Source organism: Actinosynnema sp. NPDC059335, from assembly GCF_042752395.1.
Lineage (GTDB): Bacteria > Actinomycetota > Actinomycetes > Mycobacteriales > Pseudonocardiaceae > Actinosynnema.
This window is the reverse complement of sequence record NZ_JBHYXZ010000266.1, coordinates 1-6,260: the sequence shown is the minus strand read 5'-3', so window position 1 is coordinate 6,260 and position 6,260 is coordinate 1. Positions and strand designations below refer to the sequence as shown.

The 6,260-nt window shown below is 72.9% G+C and carries 7 protein-coding genes; 2 read left to right on the top strand and 5 right to left on the bottom strand.

Annotated elements, in window-relative coordinates; all coding sequences use genetic code 11:
* Positions 1–150 precede the first annotated feature (150 nt).
* From ACFXGA_RS39140 to ACFXGA_RS39125, 4 genes are all read right to left on the bottom strand, one after another.
* Entirely contained in the window at positions 151–441 is a 291-nt protein-coding gene (locus ACFXGA_RS39140) for a WhiB family transcriptional regulator (protein WP_378097927.1), read from the bottom strand.
* A gap of 120 nt (positions 442–561) precedes the next feature.
* Entirely contained in the window at positions 562–756 is a 195-nt protein-coding gene (locus ACFXGA_RS39135) for a hypothetical protein (RefSeq protein WP_378097924.1), read from the bottom strand.
* Entirely contained in the window at positions 753–1,736 is a 984-nt protein-coding gene (locus ACFXGA_RS39130) for a TIGR03557 family F420-dependent LLM class oxidoreductase (RefSeq protein ID WP_378097922.1), read from the bottom strand. The genes ACFXGA_RS39135 and ACFXGA_RS39130 overlap by 4 nt, the downstream gene beginning before the upstream one ends.
* Before the next feature lie 194 nt (positions 1,737–1,930).
* Positions 1,931–2,587, bottom strand: coding sequence for a M50 family metallopeptidase (locus tag ACFXGA_RS39125; RefSeq protein ID WP_378097919.1), 657 nt, complete (start codon positions 2,585–2,587; stop codon positions 1,931–1,933).
* 60 nt (positions 2,588–2,647) lie between these two features.
* Between ACFXGA_RS39125 and ACFXGA_RS39120 the strand changes: the two genes are divergently transcribed.
* Entirely contained in the window at positions 2,648–3,592 is a 945-nt protein-coding gene (locus ACFXGA_RS39120) for an aldo/keto reductase (protein WP_378097916.1), read from the top strand.
* Positions 3,593–3,771: 179 nt separating this feature from the next.
* Here ACFXGA_RS39120 and ACFXGA_RS39115 read toward each other — a convergent pair whose 3' ends face one another.
* Positions 3,772–4,494 carry a DUF4383 domain-containing protein gene (locus tag ACFXGA_RS39115; protein ID WP_378097913.1) on the bottom strand — a complete coding sequence of 241 codons (723 nt, stop codon included), beginning with the start codon at positions 4,492–4,494 and terminating at the stop codon, positions 3,772–3,774.
* Positions 4,495–5,172: 678 nt separating this feature from the next.
* On the opposite strand from ACFXGA_RS39115, the gene ACFXGA_RS39110 reads away from it, so the two are divergent.
* A complete protein-coding gene (locus ACFXGA_RS39110) occupies positions 5,173–6,129 on the top strand; it encodes a zinc-binding dehydrogenase (protein ID WP_378097910.1) in 957 nt (318 codons plus the stop codon).
* Positions 6,130–6,260: the final 131 nt, after the last annotated feature.

Sequence of the window (6,260 nt, the reverse complement as noted above, 5' to 3'; positions counted from 1 at the left end):
GATGAGTGGTCGGGCGGCCCCGGTGCGTTGCGGCGCTCGTTCGGGTCCCGCGTCGGGGGTGGGTTCGGGCGGGGCGGCGCTGCCCCGGTCCGATCCGCGTCAAGGGGATGGGCGAGCGGGTGACCGGGTGTCCCCGGCCGGGGTGGTTCGTCAGGCGGCGGAGCGGCGGCGGTTGGCGATGATCCGGCGGCGCTCGTCCTCGCCCATGCCGCCCCAGACGCCGTACGGCTCCTGGACCGCGAGCGCGTGCTCGCGGCACGGGTCGATGACGGGGCAGCGTGCGCAGAGCTGCTTCGCCTTGTCCTCGCGGGCGGCCCGGGCGGAGCCGCGCTCGTTGTCCGGGTGGAAGAAGACCGCGCTGTCACGTCCTCGGCACAGCCCTTCCTTCTGCCAGTCCCAGACGTCGGTCACGGGCTTGGGCAGGCGCGCGGTGCTGGTCATCGGAGGAACCCCCTTGCGGTGTCACAGGTGCTTGATCACGGCTTACCCGCCGGCACCCCGGCGGCAAACGTGACGGCGCCACATCGGGTGGATTACCGGGTGGTCGGGTTTGCGTCGGGACTACTCCGGCTGCTCCTGGGCCAGCCGTTGGTCGAGCGTTTCGCCCTCGCGCAGCTCGCGCGGCGTGGTGCCGTGGCGGTCGGCGCCGCTCCAGTGCTCGGGCGGGTCGACGCCCTCCTCCAGCGGGTCGACGTCCAGCTCGTCCTCGTCGAACTGCTCGATCTCGTCCAGGGGGCGCTCGTCCGGGTCGGTCATCGCGCGCCTCCCGCCGCGGTGGTGGCGTGGCTCAGCGACGGCGCCACCCGGTCGGCCCAGAACGCGAAGAACCGCTCCTGGTCGGGTCCGATCTGGCTCACGTACACCTCGTCGTAGCCCGCGTCGGCGTACTCCCGAACGGCCTTCACGTACGGCTCGGGGTCGGGGCCGACGGGCAGGGCCGAGGCCACCATCTCCTCGGTGACCAGCGTCGACGCCTGCTCGAAGTGCCGGGGCGTGGGCAGCACCTGGGCCAGCTCGCCGGGCAGCTGCTCGTTCGCCCAGAGCCGGTGCGCGGTCTTGACGCCCTCCTCGGCGGTGCGGGCGTGGCAGACCTTGAAGCCGGCCTGGGTGGGTTTGCCCTCGCCGCCCGCGGCCCGGAACTTCTCCAACAGCGACGGGTCGGGCATGGTGGAGCACAGGCCGTCGCCGATCCGGCCGGCGACCTCCGCCGCCTTCGGCCCGAACGCCGACACGTACACCGGCACGGGTGCGGGCGGGAGGGTGTAGAGGCGGGCGTTCTCGACCGCGTAGTGCTCGCCGCGGTGGCTGACCTCCTCGCCCGTCCACAGGGCGCGCATGATCTCGACGGCCTCTTCGAGCATGTCGAGCCGTTCGGGCGCGGACGGCCACGGGTCGCCGAAGATGTGCTCGTTCAGCGCCTCGCCGCTGCCCACGCCGAGCGTGAAGCCGCCGCGGCACTGGACGGCGGCCGTCGCGGCGGCCTGGGCCACCACGGCGGGGTGAATCCGGACCGTCGGACAGGTGACGGCGGTCGTGATGGGCAGGGACGTGACCTCCGACAACGCCCCGATGACGGACCACACGAACGGGCTGTTCCCCTGCTCGCGGTTCCACGGGTGGTAGTGGTCGGAGATCCACAGCCGCTCGAAACCGGCCTCCTCTGCCCAGCGCGCCTGCCTCACCAGCTCGCGCGGTCCGTGCTCCTCGCTGGAGAGGAAGTATCCGATGCTGACCATGGGCACCGGTTACCCGCGCAGCGATCCCTGAACCGCCGCGCTCGCGCCCGTGCCGGGTCGGCGTCCACAGGGGACGGTCGGCGCGGGAGCGTTGAACTCAGGGGTCCTGAACGTAGGACACACGCGTTCTGAACGTAGGACACACGCGTTCTGGACGTAGGACACGCGCGTTCTGGAGGTAGGACGCGCGGGGGTCAGAGGGGGAGGAGGAGGCGGCCGCCGGCGAGCAGGGTGCCCACGGTCACGGCGGCGAACAGGACCACCCAGACGAAGCCGGGCACGCGGGTGAGCCGGGCCAGCTGGTCGGCGTCGGACTGCCGCGCCAGGCCACGCATCCGCCGCCGCTGCAACTCCCCCACCGGCCGCACGCCGCCCAGCAGCAGGAACCACGCCACGAACAGCGCGAACGCCGCCTGCCACGCCGCCGTCGCGTACCAGGACACGGCGAACATCACCGCGCCCGTCACCACCACCGACAGCACGCCGAACGCGTTGCGGATCATGACGAGCATCCCGACCAGCAGCACCACGGTCGCCCACAGCAACGGCCGCACCTGGTCGGCCGTCACCAGCGCCGCCGCGCCCAGCCCCAGCAGCGAGGGCGTCACGTACCCGGCGAAGTACATCAGCACCACGGCCACCCCGGTGGGCCGCCCGCGCGACACGGTGACCCCGGAGGTGTCCGAGTTGAGCTTGATGCCCTCCAGCCGGCGGCCGGTGAGCAGAGCCACCAGGGCGTGCCCCGCCTCGTGCGCGATGGTGATCACGTGCCGGCTGTAACGCCACACCCCGGGACTGGCCACCAGCACGAGCGCCAGCACGGCGGGGGCCCACTTCGTCAGTGTCGACATCGCCGTCCAGCATGCCAGGGGCTTGACCCGGAGTGCGCTCCAGCACCCAGGCTGACCGCCATGAGACGACAGCGCATCGGTTCCCTGGAGGTCAGCGCCCTGGCGCTGGGCACGCTGCCGTTCGGCAAGTGGGTGGACGACCGGACCGCGTTCGCGATCCTGGACCGCTTCGCCGAGGCCGGCGGGACGTTCCTGGACACGGCGAACAACTACGTGTTCTGGGACGGCGGCACGGGCGACGAGAGCGAGGAGGCGGTCGGCCGCTGGCTGGCCGCGCGGGGCAACCGCGACGACCTGGTCGTGGCCACGAAGGTGGGCGCCCGGCCGGTGACGCCGGGTACCGGTCTGGAGAACGCCGAGGGCCTGTCCGGCGCGACGATCCGCGGTGCGGTGGAGGGCAGCCTCAAGCGGTTGGGCGTCGACCACGTCGACCTCTACTACAGCCACATCGAGGACCGCGGGGTCGAACCGGAGGACACGCTCGGCGCGTTCGCGTCCCTGGTCGAGGCGGGCGTGGTGCGCGAGATCGGGGCGAGCAACCACGCCACGTGGCGACTGGAGCGGGCGCGGGCGGTGTCGCGGGCGAACGGGTGGCCGCTCTACACCGCCGTGCAGCAGCGCTACAGCTACCTGCGCCCGCGGCCGGGGGTGAAGCTGCCGGAGGGCGGTCACGTGCACATGACCGACGAGCTGTTCGACTACGCGGCGGCCGAGGGCGACGTGGCGCTGGTGGCGTACTCGGCGCTGCTGTCGGGGCAGTACCGGGACAAGCCGCTGGGCGAGCACTACGACCACCCCGGCACCACCCGCCGGCTGGCCGCGCTGCACGCGGTCGCGGCGGAGGTCGGCGCCACGGTCAACCAGGTCGTGCTGGCCTGGCTGATGGCCCGGGACATCATCCCGCTGGTGGGCGCCACGACGGTGGCCCAGGTGGAGGAGACGCTGGGCTCGCTGGAGGTCGTGCTGGACGACGACCACCTCCGGACGCTGGACTCCGCCGTCTGACCACACCTCCACGCGCGGCTCGGCAGAGTGCACGGCCCAGCCGCGAAAGCGGACACGGACCGTGCCGGGCGGCGGCCACGGGTCGCCGCGGCGATCGGAGCGCGCGAAGCGGCGGCGGCGCGGGGGTCGCGTGGACCCTTGCGCCGCCGCCTTGGCGGGTCGCGCTCAGCGCGGTGGCGTCACCGGCCGAAACGCGACTTGTGCTGCTCGGCGATGGCCGGGTCGATCGGCTGGACCGGCCGCGTGCTCACGGTCGGGTCCATGGACTCGATCCGCTCGTCGCGGTGCGCGCCGGCACGACGCGGCTCGACCTGCTCCGGGCCGCCGTGACGGGAGTCGACCCGCTGGGTCGGCATCCCGTGCTCCGCCGGGTCGGTGCGCGGGTCGCGGATGCTCGCGTCCCGCTCCAGGTCGGTGCGGTCGTACCGCCGGTCCTCGACCGGCTCCTCCGTCACCAGCTTGCGCCGCGCGGGCAGCACGGCGATCAGCAGGCCGACGGCGGCCAGCCCGAGGTGCAGCCAGTTGTCGTTGATGTTGAGCGCCAAGGGGTTGCCCAGGCGTTCGACCGGGTTGGTGGCGAACACACCGGCGAGCGCCAGGCCCCACAGCAGCACCGCGCCGTAGCCCAGGAACAGGAGCCAGCCGTACAACCGGGCCAGGCCCGACGTGCTCGCCATGAGCAGGCCGAGCACACCGAACGCCAGGTGCACCACGTTGTGCAACGGGTTCAGGGTGAACCCGAGCAGGGCCGCGTGGTGCTCGCCCGCGAAGTCGCCGAACCCCGTGCGCACGAAGCCCAGCACACCCAACGCGAGGAAGACCAGGCCGACGAGCCCGGCCAGCACCTGGGCGGGTTGCAGGCCCGCGACCTTGACGCGACCGACGGTCGAGTGGTGGGTCATCTCGCCCTCCAACTACACGGACCACGAGCCCGTTACCCGGACTCCGGACGCCCACCGACTACCCGTGGGCCGCGAGCGGCAAACAGGGCGGTCCGTGGGCTTGGGCCGAATGGAGGCGGAGGACGGGCGCACGAACCCGTCCCCCCTTTCCGACAGGAGTCACACGCCCCGTCGTGCCGGGGTTCCACCCATCCCGACCCACCCCATGAAGGCCGGGACGCCGAGCCGCGCCGAATGCGCGCCGATCATCACGACGAATAGGTCGATATGATTTCCCAATAATGGGAACCGCGTCGCCGCATTTGCCGGACGGGCAGGTCAGGAGAGCTGGTCCAGATCACCGGACGCGTACGTCGCGGAGCCGTTCCACTCGGTCTCCCTGCTGTTCACGAAGGTCCCCTTTGTGATCGTCGGACACCACCGCGGTGCCGGATGAACTATCTCCGAAGAGACCGCTCTTCGTCAAAGTGATTACGTCGTTCGCCAATTGTCGGCATCGCGTGAGCAGATGACCGGGAACCGCGCGCGGGCAGTGCGGAGTTCGCTTCGGCGCTATTTCACGCAGCGGGTGCGCGCGGTCACGGAGAGGCACGGCGCGATCGCGGGCAAGATCGCTTGACTTCGAGCTAACTCGAACTCCTAGCGTGGCGCGGCAGGAACTCCAGAGGGGACAACGCCATGCACGCCATCCGCCAGCACGAGTTCGGCCCGGCCGGGAACCTCCGGTACGAGCGGGTGCCCGACCCGGAGCCGGGGCCCGGCCGGGTCCTGATCACGGTGTCGGCGGCGGGGGTGCACCTGCTCGACACGACGATCCGCAAGGGCGAGAGCGGCGGGCCGTTCCCGCTGCCCGAGCTGCCCATGACGCCGGGCCGGGAGGTCGCGGGGGTCGTCACGAAGCTCGGCGACGGCGTCGAGCCGCACTGGCTGGGCAAGCGGATCGTCGCCCACCTCGGGCAGGCGAGCGGCGGGTACGCCGAGCTGGCCGTGGCCGACGCCGCGTCCCTGCACGCGCTGCCCGACCACGTGTCCGACGACCACGCCGTGGCCATGATCGGCACCGGGCGCACCGCCGCGGGCGTGCTGCGCATCGCCGAGCTGACCGCCGAGGACGTGGTGCTGGTGACGTCCGCCGCAGGCGGTCTGGGCGCGTTGTTCGTGCAGGAGGCCAAGGCGGTCGGCGCGCGGGTCGTCGGCGTGGCGAGCACCGCCAAGCTGGACCTGGTCCGGCAGCTGGGCGCGGACGTGGTGGCCGACTACACCCGGCCGGACTGGCCGGCCGGGATCGGCGAGGTCACCGTCGTGCTCGACGGCGTCGGCGGCGACGCGGGGCGCGCGGCGCTGGAGCTGCTCGGCGTCGGCGGCCGGATCCTGCTGTACGGCTGGACGGCGGGCGAGCCGACCCGCATCGACACCGGCGACCTCTACCGGCTCGGCATCACCGCGTCGGTCGTGGTCGGGCCGCGGATGATGAAGGGCACGAACCTGCGCGGGCTGGAGGAGAGCGCGATGGCCGCCCTCGCCGAAGGCCGCCTGACCCCGCTGACCACCACGTTCCCGCTCGCCGAGGCCGCCGCGGCGCACACCGCGCTGGAGAGCCGCGCCACGGTCGGCAAGGTCGTGCTCAAGCCCTGACCGGCCGGGCGGCCCTCCTGCGCCATCGCCGCGGAGGGCGCCGGGCCGGGAGCCCCCCCGCGCCCCCCCCGCCCCCCCGGGGGGGCCCGCCCCCCCCCCCCCCCCGGGAGAGACCCCCGGGGGGGGCGTTT

Bases quoted from the DNA above. Each gene is read 5' to 3' on its own strand.
- ACFXGA_RS39140 (WP_378097927.1), bottom strand. From the start codon at position 441: ATGACCAGCACCGCGCGCCTGCCCAAGCCCGTGACCGACGTCTGGGAC.
- ACFXGA_RS39135 (WP_378097924.1), bottom strand. From the start codon at position 756: ATGACCGACCCGGACGAGCGCCCCCTGGACGAGATCGAGCAGTTCGAC.
- ACFXGA_RS39130 (WP_378097922.1), bottom strand. From the start codon at position 1,736: ATGGTCAGCATCGGATACTTCCTCTCCAGCGAGGAGCACGGACCGCGC.
- ACFXGA_RS39125 (WP_378097919.1), bottom strand. From the start codon at position 2,587: ATGTCGACACTGACGAAGTGGGCCCCCGCCGTGCTGGCGCTCGTGCTG.
- ACFXGA_RS39120 (WP_378097916.1), top strand. From the start codon at position 2,648: ATGAGACGACAGCGCATCGGTTCCCTGGAGGTCAGCGCCCTGGCGCTG.
- ACFXGA_RS39115 (WP_378097913.1), bottom strand. From the start codon at position 4,494: ATGACCCACCACTCGACCGTCGGTCGCGTCAAGGTCGCGGGCCTGCAA.
- ACFXGA_RS39110 (WP_378097910.1), top strand. From the start codon at position 5,173: ATGCACGCCATCCGCCAGCACGAGTTCGGCCCGGCCGGGAACCTCCGG.